Annotated in this window: 30 protein-coding genes; 27 read left to right on the forward strand and 3 right to left on the reverse strand. The window is 32.2% G+C overall.

Annotated features, from left to right (window positions below; genetic code table 11):
• Genes comGC through LC095_RS01320 form a run of 7 tightly spaced genes read left to right on the forward strand, consistent with a single transcriptional unit; the run spans position 1 to position 2,643 of the window.
• A complete protein-coding gene (gene comGC, locus LC095_RS01290) occupies positions 1 to 303 on the forward strand; it encodes a competence type IV pilus major pilin ComGC (protein WP_226526451.1) in 303 nt (100 codons plus the stop codon).
• Positions 293 to 739 (forward strand): competence type IV pilus minor pilin ComGD, encoded by a 447-nt coding sequence (gene comGD, locus LC095_RS01295; protein ID WP_226526452.1) that lies wholly within the window; start codon positions 293 to 295, stop codon positions 737 to 739. Before comGC ends, comGD begins: the two co-directional genes overlap by 11 nt.
• Positions 740 to 749: 10 nt before the next feature.
• Positions 750 to 1,052: a hypothetical protein gene (locus LC095_RS01300; RefSeq protein ID WP_226526453.1), complete on the forward strand. Its 303-nt coding sequence runs from the start codon at positions 750 to 752 to the stop codon at positions 1,050 to 1,052.
• A complete protein-coding gene (comGF, locus tag LC095_RS01305) occupies positions 943 to 1,479 on the forward strand; it encodes a competence type IV pilus minor pilin ComGF (protein WP_264195874.1) in 537 nt (178 codons plus the stop codon). The genes LC095_RS01300 and comGF overlap by 110 nt, the downstream gene beginning before the upstream one ends.
• Positions 1,476 to 1,856 carry a competence type IV pilus minor pilin ComGG gene (gene comGG, locus LC095_RS01310; protein WP_226526455.1) on the forward strand — a complete coding sequence of 127 codons (381 nt, stop codon included), beginning with the start codon at positions 1,476 to 1,478 and terminating at the stop codon, positions 1,854 to 1,856. Before comGF ends, comGG begins: the two co-directional genes overlap by 4 nt.
• A gap of 41 nt (positions 1,857 to 1,897) precedes the next feature.
• On the forward strand, positions 1,898 to 2,413 hold the full coding sequence (locus tag LC095_RS01315; protein WP_226526456.1) for a shikimate kinase: 516 nt from the start codon (positions 1,898 to 1,900) through the stop codon (positions 2,411 to 2,413).
• Between the two features lie 35 nt (positions 2,414 to 2,448).
• The gene (locus LC095_RS01320) at positions 2,449 to 2,643 is read left to right on the forward strand and encodes a YqzE family protein (protein ID WP_226526457.1); all 195 of its coding nucleotides are present in this window, start codon (positions 2,449 to 2,451) and stop codon (positions 2,641 to 2,643) included.
• A gap of 49 nt (positions 2,644 to 2,692) precedes the next feature.
• On the opposite strand, the gene LC095_RS01325 is transcribed toward LC095_RS01320, so the two are convergent.
• The gene (locus LC095_RS01325) at positions 2,693 to 3,007 is read right to left on the reverse strand and encodes a DUF3889 domain-containing protein (RefSeq protein WP_226526458.1); all 315 of its coding nucleotides are present in this window, start codon (positions 3,005 to 3,007) and stop codon (positions 2,693 to 2,695) included.
• A gap of 148 nt (positions 3,008 to 3,155) precedes the next feature.
• On the opposite strand from LC095_RS01325, the gene LC095_RS01330 reads away from it, so the two are divergent.
• The gene (locus LC095_RS01330; protein WP_226526459.1) at positions 3,156 to 3,383 is read left to right on the forward strand and encodes a hypothetical protein; all 228 of its coding nucleotides are present in this window, start codon (positions 3,156 to 3,158) and stop codon (positions 3,381 to 3,383) included.
• Between the two features lie 52 nt (positions 3,384 to 3,435).
• Here LC095_RS01330 and LC095_RS01335 read toward each other — a convergent pair whose 3' ends face one another.
• Both LC095_RS01335 and LC095_RS01340 read right to left on the reverse strand, forming a co-directional pair.
• Entirely contained in the window at positions 3,436 to 3,576 is a 141-nt protein-coding gene (locus tag LC095_RS01335; RefSeq protein ID WP_226526460.1) for an anti-repressor SinI family protein, read from the reverse strand.
• Complete coding sequence (locus LC095_RS01340; RefSeq protein WP_226526461.1) at positions 3,569 to 3,952, reverse strand: helix-turn-helix domain-containing protein; 384 nt, start codon at positions 3,950 to 3,952, stop codon at positions 3,569 to 3,571. Before LC095_RS01340 ends, LC095_RS01335 begins: the two co-directional genes overlap by 8 nt.
• Positions 3,953 to 4,362: 410 nt before the next feature.
• On the opposite strand from LC095_RS01340, the gene LC095_RS01345 reads away from it, so the two are divergent.
• From LC095_RS01345 to LC095_RS01435, 19 genes are all read left to right on the forward strand, one after another.
• Positions 4,363 to 5,103 (forward strand): YveK family protein, encoded by a 741-nt coding sequence (locus LC095_RS01345; protein ID WP_226526462.1) that lies wholly within the window; start codon positions 4,363 to 4,365, stop codon positions 5,101 to 5,103.
• Positions 5,093 to 5,761, forward strand: coding sequence for a CpsD/CapB family tyrosine-protein kinase (locus LC095_RS01350; RefSeq protein ID WP_226526463.1), 669 nt, complete (start codon positions 5,093 to 5,095; stop codon positions 5,759 to 5,761). Before LC095_RS01345 ends, LC095_RS01350 begins: the two co-directional genes overlap by 11 nt.
• A gap of 229 nt (positions 5,762 to 5,990) precedes the next feature.
• Positions 5,991 to 6,146 (forward strand): hypothetical protein, encoded by a 156-nt coding sequence (locus LC095_RS01355; RefSeq protein WP_226526464.1) that lies wholly within the window; start codon positions 5,991 to 5,993, stop codon positions 6,144 to 6,146.
• Positions 6,147 to 6,162: 16 nt separating this feature from the next.
• Positions 6,163 to 7,986 carry a polysaccharide biosynthesis protein gene (locus tag LC095_RS01360; RefSeq protein WP_226526465.1) on the forward strand — a complete coding sequence of 608 codons (1,824 nt, stop codon included), beginning with the start codon at positions 6,163 to 6,165 and terminating at the stop codon, positions 7,984 to 7,986.
• A 16-nt stretch (positions 7,987 to 8,002) separates the two neighbouring features.
• The gene (gene galU / locus LC095_RS01365) at positions 8,003 to 8,884 is read left to right on the forward strand and encodes a UTP--glucose-1-phosphate uridylyltransferase GalU (protein WP_226526466.1); all 882 of its coding nucleotides are present in this window, start codon (positions 8,003 to 8,005) and stop codon (positions 8,882 to 8,884) included.
• A 48-nt stretch (positions 8,885 to 8,932) separates the two neighbouring features.
• Positions 8,933 to 10,087 carry a glycosyltransferase family 4 protein gene (locus LC095_RS01370; protein ID WP_226526467.1) on the forward strand — a complete coding sequence of 385 codons (1,155 nt, stop codon included), beginning with the start codon at positions 8,933 to 8,935 and terminating at the stop codon, positions 10,085 to 10,087.
• Complete coding sequence (locus LC095_RS01375; protein ID WP_226526468.1) at positions 10,072 to 11,181, forward strand: glycosyltransferase family 1 protein; 1,110 nt, start codon at positions 10,072 to 10,074, stop codon at positions 11,179 to 11,181. The genes LC095_RS01370 and LC095_RS01375 overlap by 16 nt, the downstream gene beginning before the upstream one ends.
• A gap of 5 nt (positions 11,182 to 11,186) precedes the next feature.
• Positions 11,187 to 12,068 carry a glycosyltransferase family 2 protein gene (locus tag LC095_RS01380; RefSeq protein WP_226526469.1) on the forward strand — a complete coding sequence of 294 codons (882 nt, stop codon included), beginning with the start codon at positions 11,187 to 11,189 and terminating at the stop codon, positions 12,066 to 12,068.
• 28 nt (positions 12,069 to 12,096) lie between these two features.
• Entirely contained in the window at positions 12,097 to 13,167 is a 1,071-nt protein-coding gene (locus LC095_RS01385; protein WP_226526470.1) for an EpsG family protein, read from the forward strand.
• A gap of 41 nt (positions 13,168 to 13,208) precedes the next feature.
• The gene (locus tag LC095_RS01390) at positions 13,209 to 14,348 is read left to right on the forward strand and encodes a glycosyltransferase family 1 protein (protein ID WP_226526471.1); all 1,140 of its coding nucleotides are present in this window, start codon (positions 13,209 to 13,211) and stop codon (positions 14,346 to 14,348) included.
• 70 nt (positions 14,349 to 14,418) lie between these two features.
• Positions 14,419 to 14,565, forward strand: a complete 147-nt coding sequence (locus LC095_RS01395) for a hypothetical protein (RefSeq protein ID WP_226526472.1) — start codon at positions 14,419 to 14,421, stop codon at positions 14,563 to 14,565.
• A 44-nt stretch (positions 14,566 to 14,609) separates the two neighbouring features.
• On the forward strand, positions 14,610 to 15,218 hold the full coding sequence (locus LC095_RS01400) for a sugar transferase (protein WP_319005749.1): 609 nt from the start codon (positions 14,610 to 14,612) through the stop codon (positions 15,216 to 15,218).
• A gap of 1 nt (position 15,219) precedes the next feature.
• A complete protein-coding gene (locus LC095_RS01405) occupies positions 15,220 to 16,194 on the forward strand; it encodes an ATP-grasp domain-containing protein (protein ID WP_226526729.1) in 975 nt (324 codons plus the stop codon).
• Positions 16,184 to 16,900 carry an HAD family hydrolase gene (locus LC095_RS01410; RefSeq protein WP_226526474.1) on the forward strand — a complete coding sequence of 239 codons (717 nt, stop codon included), beginning with the start codon at positions 16,184 to 16,186 and terminating at the stop codon, positions 16,898 to 16,900. Before LC095_RS01405 ends, LC095_RS01410 begins: the two co-directional genes overlap by 11 nt.
• A 9-nt stretch (positions 16,901 to 16,909) precedes the next feature.
• Positions 16,910 to 18,061, forward strand: coding sequence for an aminotransferase class I/II-fold pyridoxal phosphate-dependent enzyme (locus LC095_RS01415; protein WP_264195875.1), 1,152 nt, complete (start codon positions 16,910 to 16,912; stop codon positions 18,059 to 18,061).
• A 39-nt stretch (positions 18,062 to 18,100) separates the two neighbouring features.
• Positions 18,101 to 19,294 carry a glycosyltransferase gene (locus LC095_RS01420; RefSeq protein ID WP_226526475.1) on the forward strand — a complete coding sequence of 398 codons (1,194 nt, stop codon included), beginning with the start codon at positions 18,101 to 18,103 and terminating at the stop codon, positions 19,292 to 19,294.
• A gap of 87 nt (positions 19,295 to 19,381) precedes the next feature.
• Positions 19,382 to 20,350 (forward strand): polysaccharide pyruvyl transferase family protein, encoded by a 969-nt coding sequence (locus LC095_RS01425; protein ID WP_226526476.1) that lies wholly within the window; start codon positions 19,382 to 19,384, stop codon positions 20,348 to 20,350.
• Positions 20,351 to 20,378: 28 nt separating this feature from the next.
• A complete protein-coding gene (locus tag LC095_RS01430) occupies positions 20,379 to 21,638 on the forward strand; it encodes a peptidase (RefSeq protein WP_226526477.1) in 1,260 nt (419 codons plus the stop codon).
• 24 nt (positions 21,639 to 21,662) lie between these two features.
• Positions 21,663 to 23,204 carry a lipopolysaccharide biosynthesis protein gene (locus LC095_RS01435; RefSeq protein WP_226526478.1) on the forward strand — a complete coding sequence of 514 codons (1,542 nt, stop codon included), beginning with the start codon at positions 21,663 to 21,665 and terminating at the stop codon, positions 23,202 to 23,204.
• Positions 23,205 to 23,235 lie beyond the last annotated feature (31 nt).

The following is a 23,235-nucleotide window of genomic DNA, read 5'->3' on the forward strand; positions in this document are numbered from 1 at the left end:
ATGAAAAAGGAAAAAGGATTTACATTAATTGAAATGCTGATCGTTTTGCTCGTGATCTCTGTTTTACTGCTTATTACGATTCCAAATGTGACAAAACATAATCAAGGTATTCAAAAGAAGGGATGTGAAGGGCTAATTAATATGGTCCAAGCACAAGCTACCTCCTATCACATTGATAATCAGGAAATTCCCACAATGCAAGATTTAAAAGATAATGGCTATCTCCGCGAACTCCCGGTTTGTCCAAATGGAAACAACGTTATCATCTCTTCAACTGGTGAGGTTTCTGAGGTTGGGTCATGAGTATGAAAAAAATGGTTTTACCTTAATTGAATCGATTATAGTATTGTTTATTGTCAGTATAATGAGCTTTGTTTTAATCATCAATATTGTCCCGATATACAATCAAAAGGTCATTGATACTTTCTTACATCAATTTGAAAAAGATATGATGTATGCTCAACAGTACGCGATAGTAAATAAACAAGCAACAACCATCCTGTTTGTACCAACTGAATATAGATACACTGTCGGAGAAAATCGAATAACCTTGCCACTGCTCCAGAGAGAATACAATAACGAAATAATCATACAAGCTACTAACTTTTCAAATCGAGTCGTCTTTAATGCTAACGGATCAATCCGAAAAGGGGGGACAATTCATATCTCATATAAAAACCAAACGTATAAGGTGGTTTATTATCTTGGAAAGGGACGTTTCGATATTCAAAAATTGTAGAGGCTTTTCATTGGCTGAAACCATGACAGCATTTAGCATTTGGCTACTAATCATCACGGTTTTCATCCCTCATCTTGTTTTACTTACACAAGAAAGAGCTAATAATAGGCAGTCTTTAACAGCAATAAAATTATTACATGAAAAGGTCCAAGGTGTATCTTTTCAAAATACTGAAAAAGTAAACGAGACGATTATGAAAGACAATGTGGCTTATCACCTCACATGGAAGGAGGACATGTCTGATCAAAAGGCTTGTTTGGAATGGGAAAACTACTATAAAAAAACAAAGTCAGTTTGCCTGCTTGTTTCATAATGAACGGGGGTATACTATATTGAATTTGTTACTTACGTTTTTTATTTACACCTTCATCATATCCACGGTCACTATCGTCTTTCATTTTCTGGTTTCTCATTCTCAGCATCCTAAGGACTTGAAACCATTTGAATGGGAGTTGTTTGTTATTCAGCTTCATAAAGAAATCAAAGAATCAAGTGATGTTGTCGTCAACGAAACCAACATTACTTTCAAGAATAAACATGGTCAACAGATTAGTATAAATAAATACAAAAATCTAATTAGAAGACAGGTAGGGGGCTTAGGTCATGAAATTATGTTATTAAAAGTTAAAACTGCTACATTTAGACAAAATGAATCAGGATTTGAATTAGCCGTTGTTAGTGAAGCCGGAAAAAGGTATACACATATTTTTCGCTCTTATAAGGAATTAGTCCAAATATGAAAAATCAAAAAGGGTTCATTCTTCCAAGTATCATGGTCATTGCATTATTTTGTTTACTAATCGTCGCTCATATCTCAACAATCTTAATCAGTGAAAAGACGTTTTATGAAGAAACAAAGCAATATTATATCTTAGAAAATCTGATGAATGTTGCTGTGAAGAAATCATTACAGGAATTAAAGAGTGGAAATACTGTTGACCATAATAGTGATATTTATCAAACAAGTAATGGATATTTTTCTTATACAGTGACAACTAGTGATGATGCGATATATGAGGTTCAATTATCATGCAACACAAATGAAACAAAAGAATACACAGCATCTTACAAATTCGATAAATCAAAAAATGAAATGATCTTCTGGTCTGAATATTAAGAAATATGGTATTGTAGAAAGAAAACATGGAGGACCAAGTGTTGAAAGCAATTTATTTAACAGGTTTTATGGGAGCGGGAAAGACAACTGTAGGAGAAAAACTGGCAGCTGAAATGAATCTTCCAGTCCTGGATACAGACCAAGAGATCATGAAGAAATTAAACAAAAGTATTAAAGATATTTTTGAACAACAAGGTGAACATTATTTTCGATGTGAAGAAACAAATATGTTAAAAGAGCTACCAACTGATAATATCATTATTACAACAGGTGGAGGCATCGTAATAAAAGAAGAAAATAGAGCTTGGATGAAAGAAAATGGTCACATCGTCATGTTACACGCTGACCTTAATACTATTTATGATCGAGTGCACTCAGATCAGACCCGTCCATTAGCAAGCAAAAAATCAAAGGACGAGCTATATCAACTTTATAAGTCTCGCGAAAGCTTCTACAAAGACTGTTCTTTACTAATTGAGACAGACCATAAAAATATTGAAGAGATTGTGAAAGAAATCAAAGAACGACTAAAAGAAAGCGAAATTGGAAATAGATAGAGGTAGAAACCAATATATAATGAGGTGTTTTTACCTTGTCTACAAACGACTATGTAAAATATGTAACACAGCAACTGGTAAAATACATGGATACCCCAAAAGAAACAAGAAAACTGCAAAAAGAAGAACGAAAACACCAAGATTTAACAACATCGTATTATAGTAACCGCTGGTTCGGTGTGTTACCATTCGCCCTTAAACTTCTAATGAATAAAAAGAAGAATCATTAATTGAAATCAAATCAACAAAAAAAGCTGACAATAGATTTTGTCAGCTTTTTTACGCCTCGGGAATAACTTGAACTTTTTTAATTTCACCTGTCTCTGAATCAAACGTAATTGTCGTATATACGGCAAAGTCCTGCATACCCTCGCGTAATGTAAATCGGTATTGTTTCACCGTAATATCCTTTTTCTTTTTATCCCAAATCTTCTGCGAAAACAATACCTGTGATAGCGGATATCGTTTTTTCGTCTCTTTTACCGCCACATCTTCCCATGTTTTTTGAGAAACTGCTTGAACCTCCGGAGTAAATGAAACTTGTATGGCTGTAAATCCGAATAAAACAGTAAGCAAAAACATCCATTTCTTCACGTATGAACACCATCCTTATGAATTATTTTTACCAATGGAAAAAAATTCATACATTGATGGAGAAAAAGTGGACTAGACAAAACATCTGTACAATGAATTGATGCCATACTTAATTATGTTTATCATTGTAATAGGGGGGGCTTCGTTAATGACAGGATTAATTTTATTGTTCATTATTACATTCTCAGTTATTGTTGGTGCATCGGTTATTAGTAGAAACGCAAAAGAACATTCAAAGGTTCGTAAGGATAACTCTACTTTCGTTCCACCGCAGTTTATTGGTGATTCTCATGGTAAGAGGGATCATGATGATTCTTCAGATGGGTATGAAGATTTTGGCGGTGGAGATGGTGGTGGCGGAAGTGGAGGAGATTGATTCAACCTCTTTCATCTACCGGTGGAATAAAAGGTCGTCAATAGACGCCCTTTTATTTCTCAGAAGTTCCACCTTGTTGAAGAAATGATTGAATTTGATCATATGATAATCCGATCTTTTTTGCTTCTAGTATCAATTCCAACCATTCCATATCAATTTGATTATTGATATAATTCTTTGAAATTTCAGTCATTCGGCTTGTCCTCCTGAATTAGGATGTTTTGATTTTTTGCATTTTTCCACTTTTGAAATTTCAGGTAATCCCGAAATTCTCTAAAATCATTTTTGCTCATGCCTTCTTCAATGGCTTTATGTAACAACTTGCTCCACTCTTCATCAAAAATAAACTCTTTTGAGTAATTAGCTGCAGTAGGCGATGATCCTAATAAGTCTTCTACCTCTATTTCCAGAGTTAAAGCAATCTTTTTTAAAAACTGAAGCGAGGGGTTTTTTTGTACATCTCGTTCAATATAACTTAAATAAGATTTTGACACACCTGCCAACTCGGCTAATTCACTAATAGAATAACCCTTCTCCTGCCTCAACTCCCTTAATCGTTCTCCAACCATGCTTTGGTCTCCTTGTCTATATTACAAAAATTTTCCTCACAAGGTTCATTATATGAAACATCTTGTTCTTAATAAAATAACGTAAACATGTGGAAATAAGAGGTATTTAAAGAAAAAGTGCAATAAGTGTTCTTTTTAACGAAAAAATGACAAATTTAAGAGTTTTTTTATTTAGGTAAATTATCATATATTTGTAATGAATGTAATATTCTATATTTTATGTATAGAGTTAATTTATAATGCTTTAAAGTAAAAGATTAAGACTAGAACTTAAAAAAACTGGAAAAACTATAAAATTCATTAAAAAGGATTGACTTGTTCTTTATAGTGAACTATCCTAGTTTAAGAGAACATGATTTCATGATTATTTAAATGTGTGTTCTTAATTAAGAAAAGTAGGTGGCGGGTGTATGTCTAGCTTTCATAAGCTTGAAGATAGACGTTTAAATGAATTTAAGCAGTCAAAAGAAATTGATTTGAAAGAAGTTTTCATGATTATAAAAAGGTACGGTTGGATCATTTTCCTTATTACAATCCTATCAACTTCAGCTGGTGCCTTTTACTCTGTGTCAACTTACAGTCCTTTGTATCAATCAACAGCTAGGATTATTATTGGCGCAGATAGTAATATGATAACAACATTAAAAGTCATCATTCAGGATTCTACTGTACTAGAAAAAGTTGTGCAAAAGTTAAATCTCCCTTACTCTGCAGAATCACTTAGTAGGAAAATTAGTGTGGGAAGTATAGAGAATTCACAAGTTGTAACCATCAGTGTTGTTGACTCTAATCCTAAGCAAGCTGCTACGATAGCTAATGCTGTTGCAGAAACCTATAAAGATGAGATCCCAGCAATAATGGATTTTAAGGATGTTAGATTACTGTCTGAAGCAAAAGAAATTCCATTCCCGATAAACGAAAATCAAAACAGAACCATTATGATCGCAGCTATAGGTGGTATCATCATTGGAATTGGGCTTGCATTTTTACTGGATTCTTTGAATAACAGCATTAGGAAGGAACATGAAGTGGAAGAATTACTCGGTATCCCTGTTCTTGGATCCGTAGATAAAATGAAAAAGAATAACATGCAGAAGAAAAAAGGAAAGAAAACAAGTTTTGAACAGAGGAGTGAGACACTTGGTTCTTAAACTGAATAAGAAAAAGGCACTTAAAGAAATGACTAAGCGCCATTTTGTTACATACACAAATCCTGGTTCAGAAATTGCAGAACAGTATAGAACAATAAGAACGAATATCCAATTCTCGTCAATTGACGAAAAATATAAAACATTGATCATTACTTCTCCATCTTCTTCAGAAGGAAAAACGACAGCTGCCATCAATTTAGCCATTTCAATATCTCAACAGGGCGAAAGGGTCCTTTTAATAGATGCAAACCTTCGGAAACCTAAATTACATATCTCTTTTAATCTTAAAGATTATCATGGTCTAACTGATGTATTAATTGGAAGAGTGGGATTAGAGGAAGCTATTTTTCAAACTCAAATTGGTAAGCTGGATTTGTTAACAAGTGGTATTATTCCCTCAAACCCTACTGAAATTATTGGTTCAGATGCAATGAAGTATTTACTTAAAGATATAAAAGGGGAATATGATACAGTTATTTTTGATAGTCCACCAGTATTAGAAACAACGGATACAAAGCTTTTAGCAGGACTATGTGACGGTGTTGTGATGGTCGTAAAGGGTGGAAAGACTGATAGAGAAAAGGCAGTTGAAGCAAATCGGTTATTAAAGCTTGTCAGGGCAAAGGTATTGGGAGTTATATTAAATGAAAGATCATAATTTGGTCTTTTGTTGTTCGTTATAAAGAATAATTGTTTGTTAGGCGATGTCTCCTTGCCTTTATCAATGGAGGCACTCGGCCATGCTGTGGGTTGAAACTAACCTTAGACGCGAGTCGTCATTAGCATGGTGTGAGGAAGGGTTAGATGCCCTATTAATTAAAATAATCACTTATAAATCTTACATGATCGAGACTTATAAGTGATTATTTTATAAAGGAGCTGAACTTATGAAAGAATTTGATCGCTTTCCTAAGGTAATGAAGAAGCTCGTGCGATACATAAAACAGGAGGCAACTTTAGAACAGCTGGAGCAATTCAAAAAGGAGCTTGACCACGCAATGGAAAAAAGAACTGTCATGTTACAGAAAACAACAGAAAACTAAATAAGGAGGTGAGAACGTGTCTTATCGAAGTCGCATATGGTTGCTTATTGGATTAGATTCACTAATTGTTTTATCCACCATCTATTTCAGCAATGCACTAATTAACCCGAGTTTACAGGCATTAACTCTTTCTATTTTTGTTATTTCTATAACTTTATTAATAAGTCATCATCTATTTTCATTTTTATTTAAGCTTTATAAAAAGGCCTGGGAATATGCCAGTATTGGCGAACTAATCATTATATTTAAAGTCATAACTTATACAATTATCGTAACAGCGGTTGTGCAACAAATTGTACAAAAACAAATTGATTTTCGGATCTTAGCCATAACATGGATGATTCATCTTTTATTAATAGGTGGTTCAAGATTTTTCTGGAGAATCTATCGAGATACCTACCTGAAACACCCAATAAATAAAAAACGCACGCTTATAATTGGAGCCGGATCAGCTGGAACAATGGTTGCAAGGCAGCTTCTGCATAACCGTGATGCAGAGCTTATACCAGTAGCTTTTGTTGATGATAATGTGCATAAACAAAAACTGGATATATTAGGTATTCCTGTAGCTGGTGGTGTAAAAGAAATAGAGAGAATTACAAAAGAGCTTACTATTGCAAATATTGTTATTTGTATTCCATCATTAAATAAAAAGCAACTCAACCATATTTTTAGAGAATGTGCCAAAACAAATGCAAAAACCCAAATGATACCAATGCTCGAGGATTTAATGACAGGTAAGGTATCCGTCAATCAATTTCGTGATGTTCAAGTAGAGGATCTGCTTGGACGTGAAGCAATTGAACTTGATATTACTAGTATAAGTGATTATGTGTCTGATAAGGTTGTCCTTGTAACTGGTGCTGGAGGTTCTATTGGTTCGGAAATATGCCGCCAAATTTCAAAGTTTCATCCTAAAGCATTGGTCTTACTAGGACATGGTGAAAATAGCATTTATACAATAGAAATGGAATTAAAAGAAGCGTTTAAAAATAATGGGATCGAATTCATAACTGAAATTGCTGACCTTCAAGATTTTGATAAGCTCTTAAAGGTAATGGATATTTATCAACCGCATGTGGTTTATCATGCAGCAGCACATAAACATGTGCCTCTGATGGAACGAAGTCCAGAGGAAGCAGTGAAAAATAATATTATCGGAACTAAGAATGTTGCACAAGCAGCAAGTGTTCATAATGTTGAAATCTTTGTCATGATCTCGACAGATAAAGCAGTTAATCCAACGAGTGTCATGGGCTCAACCAAGAGATTAGCTGAAATGCTGATTCAACACTTTGATCAAATTAGTTCAACAAGATTTGTTGCTGTTCGATTTGGGAATGTGTTAGGAAGCAGAGGCAGTGTTATCCCACTTTTTAAAAAGCAAATACAAAATGGTGGTCCTGTTACAGTGACACACCCTGATATGGTCCGCTACTTTATGACAATTCCCGAAGCGTCAAGATTAGTGATTCAGGCTGGAGCACTAGCAAGAGGTGGCGAGATTTTTGTTCTTGATATGGGAGAACCTGTAAAAATCGTAGATCTTGCCAAAAACTTGATAAAGCTTACAGGAAATAATATAGATGAGATCGGAATCGAATTTACTGGTATGAGACCTGGTGAAAAACTATTTGAAGAGCTTTTAAATAAGGATGAGGTCCACGAAGAGCAAATCTATCCAAAAATTTATATTGGCAAAACCTCGCAATTATATATAGAAGAAATTGATTATATTATTAAAAATTTTAAAACGTTGGATCGAGAACTTTTAAGAGAGACACTATTAAATTTAGCTAATGAGCGAGTAGAATACCAGAAGAAATTAGTATCTGTTTAAGAGGAGAGGGTTAAGGTTGAAAGTTAGAAAGGCGATTATTCCAGCAGCAGGATTAGGCACAAGGTTTTTACCAGCAACAAAAGCAATGCCAAAGGAAATGCTGCCCATTGTCGATAAACCAACAATTCAATATATTATTGAAGAAGCAGTTGAATCAGGAATTGAAGATATTATCATTGTAACTGGAAAAGGAAAGCGGGCGATTGAAGATCATTTTGATCACTCTTTTGAATTAGAACACACATTATTGGAAAAAGGGAAAATGGAGCTACTTAGTGAGGTTCAAAAGGCATCCAAACTTGTTGATATTCATTATATACGTCAAAAGGAACCACGTGGGTTAGGGCATGCCATTTGGTGTGCACGGAAATTCATTGGCGATGAACCATTTGCAGTTCTTCTAGGTGATGACATTGTCAAAGCAGAAAAGCCATGCTTAAAACAGATGATAGATCAATATGAGCGTTACAATGCATCGATCATTGGAGTTCAGCATGTAAAAGATGAAGAAGTATCTCGATATGGAATTGTAGATGCAATGGAGATTGGGGAAAGATTCTATAATGTTAGCAATCTGGTGGAAAAGCCAAAGCAAGAGAATGCACCTTCAAACTTAGCCATTATGGGACGCTATATCCTTACACCGAAAATCTTTGAAATGTTAGAAAAACAACAGCCAGGTTCTGGTGGAGAAATTCAATTAACAGATGCAATCGCAACACTAAATCAGTTTGAAGCCATTTATGCCTATAACTTTGAAGGCAAACGTTATGATGTAGGAGAAAAAATGGGCTTCATCCAAACAACAATTGAACTTGCTCTGCAGCGTGAAGATCTAAAACATGACTTACTAGACTTTTTATGCAATGTCATAGAAAAAGAAGTAACAGAAATTTAACACCCTAACCTTTGGGTGTTTTTTCATGTTAAAAAAAGGGTGAAAACAATGGTAAATAAAGTGTTATTTTGCGCTACTGTTGATTATCATTTTAAAGCCTTCCACCTTCCTATTTTGAAGTGGTTCAAAGAAAAAGGCTGGGAGGTTCACATTGCAGCAAGTGGTGAGATGGAACTTCCGTTTGTAGATCAAAAATTTAATATCTCAATTCAGCGCTCACCTTTTCAAACTAAGAATATTACGGCTTTTCAGGAGCTAAAGGAAGTTATTAACAAAAATGATTATAAAATAATCCACTGTCATACTCCAATGGGCGGTGTTCTTACAAGGATGGCATCAAAGCAAGCAAGAAAAAATGGAACAAAGGTTTTTTATACAGCACACGGTTTTCATTTTTGTAAGGGAAGCCCGGTTATGAATTGGCTGCTTTACTATCCGATTGAGAAAGCCCTTGCTAGATATACAGATTGTTTAATTACGATCAATGAAGAAGATTACAATCTAGCGATTTCGCATCGATTTAGGGCTAGTGAGATTGAGCATGTTCATGGGGTGGGAGTAGATACAACCCGGTTTAAGCCTATTGATAAGGAAGATAGACGAGAGAGAAGAGAAAGATTTGGTTTTAAAGACGATGACTTTTTAATGTTTTACGCAGCTGAGTTTAACAAAAATAAGAATCAGCAATTTTTAATAAAAGCATTGGCTAAAATAAAGGACTCAATTCCAAATGCGAGACTCTTGTTGGCAGGTGAAGGACTACTACAAGATTCCTGTAAGAAATTAGCCTCTGAACTAGGTGTTAATCATATGGTGGATTTTTTAGGATATCGAAATGATATTGTAAACATCCTTCCGATGTGTGATGTTGCTGTGGCATCGAGCTTACGGGAGGGTTTGCCTGTTAATATTATGGAAGCGATGGCTTGTGGGTTGCCGGTGGTAGCAATTAAGAATCGGGGACACAATGAACTGATTGTGAATCAAAATAATGGTTGGACTGTGGATTCAGAAGATATAAATGATATGGCTGAAAAAATAGTGCTCCTTTCGAATGAACAGCATCTCCTTAATACTTTAGGTAAGAATGGCCGAGACAGAATTGAAAAGACATACAGTGTTAACACAATAGTAAATGAAAAAAGTCAACTATATGAAAAATACATGGAAGAAATGGAGGGGATAAGATGGGTAGCCCAATAAGAGTATTACATGTCGTTGTCAATATGAATCGTGGCGGAGCAGAAACACTTATTATGAATTTATATCGTAACATCGATCGCTCAAAGGTACAATTTGACTTTTTGACATGTAAAGAAGGAGTATTTGATCAGGAAATTTTAGACTTGGGTGGGAAAATCCATCGCATCCCTTACATTACGGATGGCGGACATTTTCATTACATAAAGAGTTTAAAACAATTCTTTAAAGCAAATGACCAGTATAAAATTGTTCATTCTCACATGGATAAAATGAGTGGTTTTGTTCTTAAGGCTGCTAAGAAAGCTGGAATTTCGGTTAGGATAGCTCATAGTCATAATACACAGAGTGAAGGTGGTTTTGCTGCAAAACTTTATAAAGAATATGCAGGTAGCAATATTGAAAAAGCAGCAACTCACTATTTAGCTTGTTCAAATTCAGCTGCAAAATGGCTATATAAAAACAAAGCTAATTTATCCAAGTTGTTAAAAAACGGTATTGATGCGGAGAAATTTTCATTTTCGAAGAAAATTAGAGATAAAGTGCGAGAGGAGCTTGGAGTAGAGGAAGATAGTTTAGTTCTAGGACATGTAGGACGCTTTAATCACCAAAAAAATCATAGATTTTTAATTGAGATTTTTAATGAGCTATATAAGGTTGAACCTAAAGCTTATTTAGTTTTAGTTGGTGATGGCACTCTTAGGTCTGACATAGAAGAAAAAGTGAAAGAATTAGGATTAGAAGAAAAGGTAACGTTTCTAGGGGTTCGGAGTGATATTAATAGCTTGTTACAAGCATTTGATGTATTCGTTTTCCCGTCTCTTCATGAGGGCTTACCTGTAACTTTAATTGAGGCACAGGGATCAGGATTACCGTGTTTAATTTCGGAAAATATTACAGATGAAGTTGATATGAAGGTGGATCTCGTGAAATTTTTACCGATCAACAATAAAAATATATGGGTGGAAGAAATAAGAGAAATCCCAACTAGGGCTCGAAACCGAAAAATTCCATATCAAGCTCTTTATCAACAAGGATATGATGTGAAAAATACTGCTCATTTTATGAGTGATTTCTACTTGGAAATGGTGAGGTGAATTAGTTGAAGAAATTAACTGTATTCACTCCAACCTATAATCGAGCGTATTGTCTTCATATTTGCTATGAAAGTTTAAAGTCACAAACAAACAATGAGTTTGTATGGCTAATTATCGATGATGGGTCAAGTGATAATACACAAGAATTAGTAAATAAGTGGAAAAAAGAAGGCACTGTTGAGATAAGGTACATAAAACAGGAAAATCAAGGGATGCATGGTGCTCATAATACAGCATATGAACATATTGATACTGAATTAAATGTATGTATTGATTCAGACGACTACATGCCAGATGATGCTGTAGAAAAGATTCTCTCATTCTGGAGAAAGAATGGTAATGATCAAGTTAGTGGGATGATCGGTCTTGATGCATTTAAGAACGGTGATGTTATAGGTACAAGAATGCCAGAAAATATTAATCAATCAACTCTTTTTGATCTTTACAATAAATTTGGTGTAACTGGAGATAAAAAGCTTGTTTATAGGTCTGAGTTAACAAAAAAATACCCATATCCAATCTTTGAAAATGAAAAATATGTTGGTCTAGCTTACAAATACCATAAGTTAGACGAAGATTATCCAATGTTATTAATGGATGAAGTCCTCTGTATTGTTGAATATTTACCTGATGGTTCTTCATTAAATATGCTAAAGCAGTATCGGGTTAACCCAAGAGGTTTTGCGTTCTACCGAAAAGAGTTAATGAAGTTACCATTTGGAAATAAGAAATTCAAATTTAGACAGGCTATTCACTATGTATCTAGTAGTCTGATATCTAAAAATAGAAATTTTATAAAAGAATCTCCTTTGAAAATAGTAACAGTGTTTGCATCTCCATTAGGGTTACTTTTATACTTTCTAATTATGTCTAAAACGAAAACCTAGTTGAATTAGTGAAATGAAAGGATAAAAAATGACGGTACTATGGGCTACAATTCTCATTGTGTTTATTTTTGCTTTTTTATCAAGGTATATACCAGTTAACAGTGCTGCAGTTGACTTTTCATATGTTAAACCTAATAATTTTATGATTTTTATTGTTTTAATATGCTTGGTACTAGTTTCTGGTTTAAGAAACACCATTGGCGATACTTACTTTTATATGCATGCATATGAAACCATTGATTTTACATGGAAATACGCACTAGAGAATAAAGATCCAGGGTTTAGTGTTTTACAAATGTATTTAAAGAATGTATCACATGACCCACAACTACTTTTAATTATAACTGCAATGTTCACAAATTTATTAATCGTTATTACATTATATAAATATTCAAGAATGATAGAAATTAGTTTTTATGTATTCATCACTTCTGGAATGTTTATTGTATCAATGAATGGTGTTCGTCAATTTCTTGCAGCTTCTATTATTTTTTGGGCAACTAAGTATTTGTTGGGTGGTCAATTTAAACATTATTTAATAGTTGTGTTAATTGCATCTACTTTTCATGAAAGTGCACTAATTCTATTGCCAATTTATTTTATTGTACGAAGAGAGGCTTGGACAAAGGTTACATTTTTATTACTAACGTTAGCTATATTAATTGTAATGAGTTTTGATCAGTTCTCTAGAATATTATTTTCTACACTAGGAGATTCACAATACGGACATTACAGTAATTTTGAGGAGGGAGGTGCAAACGTTATAAGAGTACTTGTTGATGCAGTTCCAATTGTAATCGCATATCTTGGTAGACATAAATTAAAAGAAATGTGGCCAAAAAGTGACATTATAGTAAATATGTCAATTATAGGATTACTGTTTACAATTATTGCAACACAAAATTGGATATTCGCAAGATTCAATATTTATTTTAGTTTATACAATATAATCTTAATTTCTTGGATAATCTATTTATTTAAAGAAAATAACAGAAAATTTGTTTATTTTAGTTTGTTAGTTTGTTATTTTGCTTATTTTTATTATGAACAAGTAATTTCAATTAATCTTTTTTACGGTAGTGATTTTATAAAATTCTAGTATAAGAGAAGAGATATCTTTTGTGATAGCGAGGATTAAATATGATAATGGTTTCAAATCCAAAAAGAGTTTTGCATGTTGTAAGTGCAATGAACCGTGGCGGTGCAGAAACACTATTAATGAATGTTTATAGGAATATTGATAGAACGAAATTACAATTTGATTTTATATCTCATCGAAGAGAAGCTTGCCACTATGATTATGAAATAGAATCGCTAGGAGGAAAGGTATTCCAAATTGCTAGTTTAGGTAAAGTGGGTCCAATTAGTTATGTTAGGGAATTAAAAAGGATTATTGAAAAGAATGAGTATGTTGCTGTCCATGCACATACAGACTACCAATGTGGATTTCCAGTATTAGCAGCAAAATTGTCTGGTGTGGAAAAAAGAATTGCTCATTCTCACAGCAATAATTGGGGACTAGGTAACAGTTTAAAATCAAAAATAAAACTTAGAGCTTTACAAATGCTTATTAAAAAAAATACAAATCACTATTGTGCATGTAGCAAAGAGGCAGGTCAATTTCTTTTTGGTGGAGATGAAATAGAACAAAAGAGAATAAAAGTATTAAAGAATGGAATTGATGTTACTCGTTTTAGCAGTCAAAACTTTGAAGATTACTTTAGTGTTAGGAATGAAATAGAAATTCCAAATGATGCAAAGATTTTAGGGCATGTAGGTACCTTTTCAGAGTCAAAGAATCAGATATTTGTTTTAAAAATCTTAAAGAACTTGCTTGAAAATAGAAAAGACATTTATACAGTCTTTGTTGGAGAAGGTCCTTTAAAAAAGAAAATAGAGTTTGAGGCGAAAAGACTTCAAATAGAAGATAATGTAAAATTCTTAGGGGTGAGATCGGATATATCAAGACTTATGAATGCGTTTGATGTTTTTTTATTTCCATCTATTTTTGAAGGATTTGGAATAGTAACGATTGAAGCACAAAGTTTAGGAATACCTTGCATTGTATCTGATAGAGTCACTACTAAGACAGATGTGGGAGTAGGGTTAATTAAATATCTTAGTATTGAAAAAGACAATGAAGAGTGGTTAAAGGAAATAAATAATGCATTCACATTAAAAAGACCAACACAAGAAATTATTACCAGGAATATTTCTGAATTAGGATTTGATATAAAAGATAGTATTCCTGAATGGTTAGCTTTATATGACATAAGATAACTAATTCTATAAAAATGTTCTTTATAAAGAATTGTTTATTTTGGATCAAGAAAGAAGATGTGGTTGAATAATGAATATTTCAGCGAATTTAACACAAAAGAAATTGCAAGAAATCTTAATAAACAGCTATGAAAAAGGGCAAGAAAAAGAAAACTTAAGGGTAACAGAATTAATAGAAGATATTAAACGTCAGGTTATATTAGCAGTAAAAGAATAATGTGGAAATAAAATGAAAATTAAATGTTTTAGGAGGTGATTGGCATTAAGCGAAGTTTTGATTTACTAGTGTCGCTGGCTTTATTAATCTTTCTTTCACCAATTCATATTATACTTGCATGTTTAGTTAAGAAAAAATTAGGTTCTCCGATCATTTTTAAGCAACAAAGACCAGGTTTAAATGGAAAGCCTTTTTATTTTTATAAATTTCGATCAATGACTGATGAGAAAGATGACAATGGTCGATTATTACCTGACGGTAAGAGGTTAACTTCGTTTGGAAAATTTTTAAGGAAATATAGTTTAGATGAATTTCCTCAGCTTATTAATGTTGTAAAGGGTGATATAAGTTTAGTTGGTCCAAGGCCTTTGTTAATGGAATATTTACCACTCTTTACAAAGGAGCAATATAAAAGACATCAAGTAAGGCCAGGTATTACAGGATGGGCACAAATTAATGGTCGAAATTCAATAACTTGGGAAGAAAAGTTTAAATTAGATGTTTGGTATGTTGAAAATCAAAGTTTTTTATTAGATTTAAAGATTTTGTTTTTAACAATAAAAAAGGTAATAAATTCAGAGGGAATAAAGCATGGCGATCATGCAACAATGCCAGTTTTTAAAGGGAGTTTGAACAATGAAAAAGAATATTGATATGAATATATTATTTACAAGTTCCGGAAGAAGAGTTGCATTATTAAACTATTTTAAACAGGTTTATCAGCAGCAAAATATAAATGGGAAAATTATAACAGCCGATTTAAAAAATAATGTTCCATCAGCTTATTTTAGTGACAAGCACTTCATTGTCCCAAGAGTAAGTAGTCCTAACTACTTAAAAGAATTATTAACAATTTGTAAGCAAGAATCAATACACTTAATAATCCCTTTAATTGATACTGAATTAACCTTATTAGCAAAAAATAAGCAACTTTTTGAAGAGGTAGGTGTAAAGGTATTAGTTTCGAGTGTTGAATTAAACGAGATCGCATCTGATAAGATAAAAACCTTTCAATTCTTTGTAGAGAATGGGATTCCAACTCCTCAAGTTTATACTAGTGACGAACTTAAAAACAAAGCTTATAAGTTTCCGTTACTTATTAAACCTCTTGATGGTAGTTCAAGTAATGGTGTTACAAAAATTCACAATGAAAAAGAGCTTAATTTCTTTATTGATTATGTTCAAAATGCAATGGTGCAGGAGTTTGTCGAGGGTACTGAGTATACTGTTGACGTTATGATTGATTTTCAAGGGAATATTAAAACGATTGTGCCTAGAATGCGTATAGAAACAAGAGCAGGTGAAGTGAGTAAAGGAGTTACTGTGAAAAATGACTTAATCATTAATGCAGTTGAGGAAGTAGTAAATTTATTACCACAACCAGTTGGTTGCTTAACTTTGCAGTGCTTTAAGAAGACTAATGATGAAATAACATTTATTGAAATTAATCCTAGGTTTGGTGGTGGAATTCCATTGTCTATTGAAGCAGGTGCAAATTTTCCATTATGGGCGATTCAGGCAACAAAAGGAGAAGTTTTTAATGATCAAAATTATTCTTGGAAAGAAAATCTAACAATGCTCCGGTTTGATGAAGCTGTCTTTACGGAGAGAATTCGATATGCCAATTAAAGCCGTTGTGTTTGATATGGATGATACGCTTTATTCTGAACGTGATTATGTAAGAAGCGGAATGCAAGAATTGGAGAAATGGGTTATTGAGAACTATAATATTGTTGGATTTTATGAAATTGCAATGAATTTTTTTGAAACTGGAGAAAAGAAATATATCTTTAATAAAACACTTGATCTATTAAAGATTCCATACAACGAAAAAATAATTCAAAGTATAGTTAATATTTATCGTTCACATAGACCATCTATACAATTATTAAATGATTCAAAATGGATATTAGATCATTTGGATGAAAATGTAAAAATCGGTCTAATATCGGATGGATACTATGGTGCCCAAATAAACAAGGTTCATTCATTAGGAATAAAAGAAAAGTTTCATTCAATTATTTTAACAGACCAATTTGGAAGAAACCATTGGAAACCAAGTTATAAGCCGTATGAACAAACTTGCTTAAATTTACAAGTGACGCACCATGAATGTGTATATATAGGCGACAATGTTTCTAAAGACTTTGTAACAGCGAAGAAACTTGGGTGGAAAACAGTTCATATTGAAAGAGAATTTGGCATATACGCAAATATTACTGAAAAACAGGAATTCATGGCACATTATAAAATCAAGAACTTGAAAGAATTATCGGGCATACCGGAATTTCAACATCTTTTTATTACTAAATATGTTGAAGCTTTTAACTCTTAGGAGGGGAATATGATTAAGAAGAGAATCTATTTATCTGCTCCTCATATGAGCGGTAACGAAATCAATTATATTAATGAAGCATTTGAAACGAATTGGATTGCCCCGTTAGGACCAAACGTTGATGCTTTTGAAAAAGAAATAACCAATTATGTAGGAGTCAGTGAAGCTGTTGCCGTAAGTTCGGGTACTGCAGCAATTCATCTGGCTCTTTCTTTATTAGATGTAAAAAAAGGAGACAATGTTTTTTGTTCTACCCTTACATTTATAGCAAGCGCTAACCCAATAATTTATCAAGGAGCTGAACCAGTTTTTATAGATTCAGAGCGTGACACATGGAATATGTCACCTCAAGCTCTAGAAAGAGCATTAAAGAATGCTGCTAAAAAAGGTAAGTTACCTAAAGCAGTTATCGTTGTTAACCTTTATGGACAAAGCGCTAAGATGGATGAAATTACTTCCTTATGTAATCAATATAATGTCCCAATAATTGAGGATGCTGCAGAATCACTTGGATCAACTTATAAAGGAAAAGCGAGTGGTACATTTGGAAAGTTTGGAGTTTATTCTTTTAATGGTAATAAAATCATTACAACCTCTGGAGGAGGAATGTTAATTTCAGATGATACTGAAGTTCTTAATAAAGCTCGTTTCTTAGCGACTCAAGCAAAGAATCCGGCCCCTCACTATGAACATAGTGAAACAGGATTTAATTATCGGCTGAGTAACGTATTAGCGGGGATTGGACGTGGACAGCTGGAGGTATTAGAGGAAAGAGTACAAACTAGAAGGTTAATATTTGAAAAGTACTATCAAGAACTTTCACATATTCCTGGTTTTCAATTTATGCCTGAATTAGAGAATACTAGATCAAATCGATGGCTTACAGCGCTAACAGTAGATGAAACTATAACAGGAATTTCAGTAACATCATTATTAGAAAACTTTGCTGCAGAAAATATTGAAGCTCGACCTGTTTGGAAACCACTTCATCTTCAACCAGTTTTTAAAGGTACTCAATACTATCCTCATTGTGAAAATAATAGTATATCTGAACAGTTGTTTACCTCAGGTATTTGTCTCCCTTCTGGATCAAATATGACGGAAGTGGAACAATTAAGGATAATTAGTTGTTTTAAAGAAAGTTTGAAGTTAATGGTTTGATTATTCTTAGATACTAATTCAGAATCCTAGGTGGTATATATGAAAAATGTATTAATTGCTTCTTTTGATATGGAAGTTGGTGGAGTAGAAAGAAGCCTTATTAGCATGCTTGATAATTTTGATTATGAAAATTATCGAGTTGATTTGATGTTATATAGACAGCAAGGTGATTTGATGAGTTTAATCTCAAAAAAAACAACTTTATTAGAAGAAATTGAACAATATACTACTTTTAGAAAATCAATAAGTGAAATCTTGAGAGAAAGACAATTTGCTATCGGATTCTCAAGAATTATTTCTAAATTAAGTGCTGATTTAAAAGGGAAAATTAATAGAATCGCTGAACCTGGATACTACCAAATGCAACTAATGTGGAAATATGCTTTATCTTATCTACCGAAGTTAGAGAAAGAATATGATGTAGCGATTAGTTATCTATGGCCGCATTATTTTGTTGCTGAAAAAGTCAAAGCCAAAAAGAAAATCGCATGGATTCATACAGATTATTCTACTGTTGAAACAGATATTAAATTGGACTTAAAAATGTGGAAGAAATTCGATCATATAGTGGCTGTATCAGAAGCATGTAAAACATCATTTTTGAATAAATATGGTGAATTAGAAAGTAAAGTTATTGTAATAGAAAATATAATGTCACCTGAATTCATTAGAGAGATGGCTAATGAAAAAGTTGATAATCCGATGGTGAGGGATAATAGATTTAAAATTGTAACGGTTGCCAGACTATCTCATGCCAAGGGAATTGATAATGCTGTAAAAGCTTTGAAAATCTTGAAAGATAAAGGTTATGTTGATATTGCTTGGTATGTAGTGGGGTATGGCGGCGATGAATCTATGATTAGAAAATTGATAAGAGAATCTAATCTTGATGATAGTTTTATCCTATTAGGAAAGAAAACCAATCCATATCCATATATGAAAGAATCGGATTTATATGTACAACCGTCTAGATATGAGGGAAAAGCAGTGACGGTCGGGGAAGCGCAAGTACTATTTAAACCTGTTTTAATAACTAATTATACAACTGCATCCAGCCAGGTGGATGATGGAATTAATGGATTTATTACTGAATTATCTATAAATGGAATAGTGGATGGGATTGAAAAGTTATATAAGGATACTGAACTGAAAAATAAATTAATAGAAAACTGCTCAAACGTTGATTTTAATAATCGGGTGGAATTAGAGAAGTTATATAGTGTCGTATATTAAATGAACTAAGGTAATGGGAAGTTCTCTTCTGAAAACTCCCATAAAAAATGTAAAATATAAAAATAGATTAAAGGGAGTATTAGATAAATGGATAATGTTTTGTTGTTAGATACATCAGTAGGGTCACTTAACAAGGGAGATGACATTATAATGAAGTGTGTAAGAAATCAACTGTCAGATAAAACTCAAAATGCATATGTTTTGACATTACCCACTCATGTTTCTCCGTTTCATTGGTATCAGGTAGCTAGAAATTCCAACAGGGTACAGGTTTATAGTAATGCCAAGTATAAATTTGTAGGTGGTTCTAATTTGTTAACAATGGATATGCTTACACACTTTCCACAGTGGAATATTAATTTATTTAATTATGGACCTTTAAAAGGAAGTATTCTGGTTGGTGTAGGTGCAGGTAAAGGTAGTAAGATAAATGGATATACAAAAATACTATATAAAAAAGTTTTGTCACATGAACATGTACATAGTGTAAGAGATGAAAGAACAAAAAGGTTTTTGGAAGAAATGGGATTTAAAGCTTTGAATACAGGTTGTGCAACAATGTGGTCTCTTACTCCAGAATTTTGTGAAAAAATACCTAAAACAAAATCAGATTCAGTTATTTTTACACTAACTCATCATTCTAAAGACATTATTAATGATGAATTATTAATAGATATATTAAATCGGAATTACAAAAATGTATATTTTTGGATTCAAGATGCTAAAGATCTAAAATATTTTAAAACTTTAAATGATATTAATAAGATAAAAATTATTCCTCCAACTGTAGAAGAATATGAAAAAATCCTTAATACAGATGTTGATTACATAGGCACACGATTACATGGCGGTATTTTTGCAATGCGTCATAAAAAACGTTCAATTATTATTTCAATAGATGAGAGAGCTAGAGGAATGAACGAAACATATAATCTTAATATTATTGATAGAAGTGAACTCAATAAACTTGAAAGTATGATCAATTCAGAAATAATAACAGATGTTAATGTTAACTTTGACGTGGTCAATGAGTGGTTAGATCAATTTGAAATCTAAAAATATGAAATGAAATTCGGAGGATTAAATGAACAGTATAATACTTGATAAAATAGTTGTGAATAGAAACAGGGTTGATTATTTTTTTAGTGTTACAGGTAATATACAAAAGTATTTTAAATCAGAAAATCATATGTTCTTTGAATATAACTATGATATTACTGATATTCCAAAAAGCATTTTATCAATTCCATTTGTATCAAATGTAATTCCCTTAATCTGGATTACTGACTCAACAATACGAATTGACCAACTAGATAAATCATTTTTTGATTGTTTAAATAATATAAGAGATGCGTATCAAGATATGTTTCCTAATATTGAGTTTAAAGGTTCGATTTCCGTAAATAAAATAGTTACTAATATCTATGTCCCTGAACGAGAGGCAGCATCTTTATTCAGTGGAGGCCTTGATGCTCATACAACTTTTATAAGAATAAAAGATAAAAATCCATTATTAATAACAGAGTATGGTTGGCATGAGAAGGACATTCAATTTAGTGAAGTTTGGGAAGCGGATAAAGAGAACGCAGAGCGATTTGGAGAAAGTTATGGATTAGGAAACATTCTAATTCAATCGAATTATGGCACATTTATGAGAGCTTCTGAAATTGACCATGATTTTAACAAAAAATTAGGAGATTCATGGTGGCATGGGTTACATCATAGTTTAGCTATTATATCAGCTGCAATACCCCTAGCTTACATGTTAAAGGTTAAGTGTATATATATTGCAAGTTCAAACACTCCATTACATAAAGTAACTTGCGCATCAGATCCTACGGTAGATAATGAAATAAAATTTGCGTCTGGTATGGTATTTCATGATGCATACGAACTTACAAGACAAGATAAGGTTAAAGTTGTAGTGGATTATTACTATGAGAGAAAAAAAACTGTAAATATAAGGGTATGTTTTAAAAATGAAGAAAATTGTTGTAAATGTGAAAAATGTTTAAGAACTATTTTAGGAATAGTTGCAGAAGGGAAAAATCCTTCCGCCTATGGCTTTAATGTCCCTAATAACCTTTCTGAACATGTTAAAACATATTTAAACCAAGAGGTAAAATTTTTCACTGACACATTTATAAACATTTATTGGACTTTAATCCAAAAAAGAATGAAAGAAAATTATACGAAAATAAAGTATAGAGATTTGCTAGACTGGTTTTTAGACTATGATTTCATGACAGAACGTAAAAAATCGTTACTAAAATATCGAGTTACAAAGTTTTTCCCAATTTTAAAAAGAAAGATTTCTAACAAAGTCAATAGAATGTTTGCATAAAATATGTAAAACAGAGGTATTGTTATGAGAGTACAAAATTCGCTAAGGAATATGTTTTTTGGTGTGTCTGGACAAATAATTAGCGCAATTATGGGTTTTATTGTTAGAACGGTATTTATTTATACTCTTGGTATAGAATACTTAGGCATAGAAGGTCTTTTTACAAGCATATTGACTATGTTATCACTTGCGAACTTAGGTTTTGACACAGCCATGATTTATAGTTTATATAAGCCCATTGCCGAAAAGGATACATACAAAATTCAGGCACTTATGAATTTATATCAAAAGGCATATAGACTTATAGGGATAATTATTTTATTAATAGGATTATCACTATTACCATTTCTTCCATATTTAATAAATAGTCAAACTACAATTAATAATTTAAATATTATCTATATTTTATTTTTACTTAATTCTGTTTCATCATATTATTTTGTCTATAAACATTCTATTATTATTGCAGATCAACGTAATCATATTATTTCTAAGATACACGCTGTTTTTATCATTCTATCTAACATTGCGCAAATAATAATATTATTAAGTATAGAAAATTATATCGTGGTACTTACTACTCAAATATTTTTTAGAATTATTGAGAATGGATACATTGCAAAAAAGGCAAATACGTTATACCCATTTATAAAAGAAAAAAATAAGGCAAAGTTATCTAAAAAAGAGAAAAAATCGTTTTTTAAAAATTTATACGCATTAATGTTATATAAAATTAGTGGTGTTGTAATAAATGGAACTGACAATATTATTATCTCTATATTTGTTGGAGTAACTGCGGTAGGAATCTACTCAAATTATTTGTTAATTATAGGTACAATAACTACTTTTTTAAGCTATATTTTTTATTCTATTACTGCCAGCGTTGGGAATTTAATTGTAAAAGAGAGTGAAGAGAAAAAACATTTTATATTCCGCATATTGAATTTTGCTAATTTTTGGATTTACGGCTTTTTTGCTGTATGTCTTTGGAATTTAATCGACCCTTTTATATCAATATGGCTAGGTAAACAATATGTGTTTGATAAGTATATAGTCTTTGCAATAATATTGAATTTTTTTACTGCTGGAATGCAAGATGCTTCTTCAACTTTTAGAGAAACGACTGGACTATTTAATAAAGGTAAATACAGACCAATATTTGCAGCTGTTATAAATATTGTTGTTTCTATAATCCTTGCAAAACAAATAGGGTTGGCGGGTGTACTTTTTGGTACTGTTATTAGTAGATTATGTACATATTTTTGGTATGATCCTTATGTTATATTTAAATTTGTTTTTAAAAAGTCGGTTAAAACATATTTCTTTAGATATTTATTGTATTTAGTGTTAGTTTTAATATCTACAGTAATTACTGATAGTCTAGGAAATGTACTTGATAACAATGTATATATTAACTTAGTAGTACGAGGGATTTTGTGTTTGATTATTCCCAATATGCTTTTCTGGATTATATTTAAAAGTACAGAAGAATTCAAATATGTATGGAGTATAGTGAGTACATTACCTAACAAATTGAATTCTAAGGAGTTGGCTAAAAATGCTTAGATGCTAGGTGTTTACATGCGACCTTTACTAT

The sequence above is a fragment of the Metabacillus niabensis genome (genome assembly GCF_020524345.1).
Lineage (GTDB): Bacteria > Bacillota > Bacilli > Bacillales > Bacillaceae > Metabacillus > Metabacillus niabensis_B.